At 70.6% G+C, this 2770-nt stretch carries 3 protein-coding genes; 1 reads left to right on the top strand and 2 read right to left on the bottom strand.

Features of this window, described 5'->3' with window-relative positions; all coding sequences use genetic code 11:
* The coding region (locus RIF93_RS19905) for a TonB-dependent receptor plug domain-containing protein (protein WP_309093182.1) at window positions 1-1533 on the bottom strand (1533 nt) is incomplete at its 3' end.
* A gap of 69 nt (window positions 1534-1602) precedes the next feature.
* Window positions 1603-2292: a helix-turn-helix transcriptional regulator gene (locus tag RIF93_RS19900; RefSeq protein ID WP_309093181.1), complete on the bottom strand. Its 690-nt coding sequence runs from the start codon at window positions 2290-2292 to the stop codon at window positions 1603-1605.
* Between the two features lie 99 nt (window positions 2293-2391).
* Here RIF93_RS19900 and RIF93_RS19895 point away from each other — a divergent pair.
* On the top strand, window positions 2392-2770 hold a 379-nt coding region (locus RIF93_RS19895; RefSeq protein WP_309093180.1), incomplete at its 3' end, for a nuclear transport factor 2 family protein.

Below are 2770 nucleotides of genomic sequence, written 5' to 3'. Positions count from 1 at the left end.
CAGTTCGACAACGCCGAAGTCCACCCGCAGCCGGTCGGTCAGGCTCCACTCATCGGCGGCGTAGACCGCCCAGGTCGTGCTTTCCCCCTCGGCGTTGTCGAACTGGCTGCCGTACCGGGAGAAGCCGTTGTCGGTGAAGTTCGCGACCACCTGGCCGCCGGCGTTGAGACCCACCAGGTTCAGCAGACGGGCGTTCTCGCGCACGTCGACCAGAACCGCCGCGCCCTGCTGCAGGAAGCTCTCCTCCGCCCGGGCATAATAGACGCCGAGCGCCACGTCGTGGGTCTGGCCGCCGACGTCGAAGGTGCGCGTGACGCGCAGGTCGTTGATCACCTCGTCCAGCTTGATGTCCTGGGTGCGCAGGAAGGCGTCCATGACCAGGCCCGTGCCGTTCTGGCCGGCCACGTCGAACGCCTCGCCGCCGTTCACGTAGGTGAGCCGGCCGGAGACCACGCCCAGCGAGGCCCCGCGCGCCACGTCGCGGGCGATGCGGGCCGACGCCGCTTCCGGGCTGTTCGGGAAGAAGCCGGAACGGGTCAGGTCGCTGGTGCGGTAGCGGAAGCCTTCCTTGATCTCCCAGCCGGCGAGTTCGAACGAGCCTTGCAGGGTGTACTGGGTCAGCTTCAGGTCGGCGCCTTTGGTTTGGTCGAAGGCGAAGGGGCCGCCGCGGGTGCGGAAGGTCAGGCGGCCGGTCTCCGGGCCGGCCAGGGTGCCGTAGTTGGCGTCGAACCCAGGGATTTCGGCGGTGTCGCCGTTGGCGTCGAACGTCAGCGGCACGGGCAGGTAGAAGATGGTGTTGTCGTCGACGTGCTTGACGTTGAAGTCGATCGAGCCGCCTTCGAAGTCGCGGCCGACCTGGAAGCGCACCTGGCCGCCCTTGTTCGCGTCGAAGCCCGGATCGCGGACGCCGTCGTCCTGCCGGTAGAAGCCGCCCAGGCCCAGCCGGAAGCCGCCGACCATGCCGCCCATCCAGGCGTCGCCCCGCCAGTAGCCCCAGTCGCCCACCTCGGCCTTCGCCAGTCCCTCGAACGCCTCCGTCGGCTTGCGGGTCAGGAAGTTGATCGTGCCGCCCGGCGCGTAGGAGGCGAAGATCGACGACGGTCCGCCGCGGACGACCTCGATGCGCTCCACCGTTTCATCCATGCGGAACGAGAAGTCGGGATTGAGGAAGCCCAGGCCGCCGTCGTGCTGGACCGGCAGGCCGTCCTCCTGCAGGGCGATGGCGGCGAAGCCCTCGATCGGGATGCCGCGGGCGCGGATATTGGCGCCGCCGACCCCGCCCGAGGCCTCCACCCAAAGGCCCGGCACGTTCTTCAGCACCTCGGCCACGCTCGGCGGGGACTGGAGGCGCAGCTTCTCCTCGGACACGGTCGTGATCGCGTAGCTCGCCTCGACCTTCCGCTGCGCCTCCGAACCGGCCCGGCCGGTGACCACCAGCTCCTCGACGTCGGTGGGCGCCGCGTCGTCCGCGAGAGCCGGGTACGCGAAAGCGAGGACGGACGCCGCGGCCGCGGCGAAGAGCGTGGACTTCATGGAAACCCCCAAGTGCTTGAGGGGGCCCCGCATAGCCGCGCTTCTTATCGGTTCAGCGACGCGATCGTGTCAGTTCTGCTGCGGCAGCGGCGCAAAGGCCGCCTCGAAGGCGCGCAGGCCTGGGGATGTGAACTGGACGACGCGGGTCCCGTCCTGCCGATGCGCCCAGCCGAGCTCGTAGATCCGGGTCAGCAGCGCCGCGCCCAGCACGCCCGCCAGGTGATTGCGCCGCGCGCTCCAGTCCAGGCAGGCCTTGCAGACGGGGCGGCGCCCGGCATTCGGCAGCACCACGCCGAAGGCTCGGGCGAAGGCCCAACCGTCGTCGGTCAGCAGCAGGGCGCCTTCCGTTTCGCGGATGCGTCCGTCGGCGAGGAGGGCGTCGAGCAGGGTCACGCCGGCGTCGCCAGCCAGATGGTCGTAGCAGACGCGCGCCCGTCGCAGCGCCGGATCCTTCGGCCCCGGGCGGGTGCGATGGTGCCCGGCGCGTTCGGCCACGACGATCAGCTGCTCAAGCACCTCGGCCACGTCCGCCCCCGCGAGCGCGAAGTAGCTGTGCCGCCCCTGGCGGCGGCGGAGCAGCAGCCCGCCGTCCTCGAGCTTCGCCAGATGGGTGCTGGCGGTCTGGGCGGTGACGCCTGCCTCCCGGGCGAGTTCGCCGGCGGTCAGGGCTTGGCCGCCCAGCAGCGCGCTCAGCATGTTGGCGCGGGCGGGGTCGCCCAGCAGGGCCGCCACGCGGGCAATGTCGGGTCCGAGCCTCATGCGCCGAGCCTAGCCCAGTCTGCGCCGGGTTGGTTCGGTCTCGATCGAAGCGTCGACGGGAGGCGCGAGCTAAGGTGCGGCCAAGCTTCGGAGCCCCCAATGAGCAACACCGATCTCCGCGCCGTCCTCACCCGCTACGCCAAGGCCTGGGAGGCCGGCGACGTGCCGACCATGTTCGGCCTCTACGCCGACGACTTCACGCTTCACTACGGCGGCCGCCACCGGCTGAGCGGCGTTCATCGCGGCAAGGCGGCGGCGCTGAAGGCGCTGACGGACTTCTCGCAACGGACGCAGCGCCGGCTGATCCGCATCGTCGACATCATGGTGGGCGAGGTCCGCGGCGGCCTGCTCGTGCGCGAAGCGATGGGTCCCGACGGCGCCGAGGTGGAGCGGCTGTTCGTCTACTCGATCCGCGACGGCAAGATGGACGAATGCTGGGCCTACGACGCCGACCAGGCGCTCGTTGACCGGCTGATCG

The sequence above is a fragment of the Phenylobacterium sp. genome (assembly GCF_031181185.1).
Taxonomy (GTDB): domain Bacteria; phylum Pseudomonadota; class Alphaproteobacteria; order Caulobacterales; family Caulobacteraceae; genus Phenylobacterium.
Note: the sequence above shows the minus strand (reverse complement) of the source record. Positions and strands in the feature narration are given on the sequence as shown.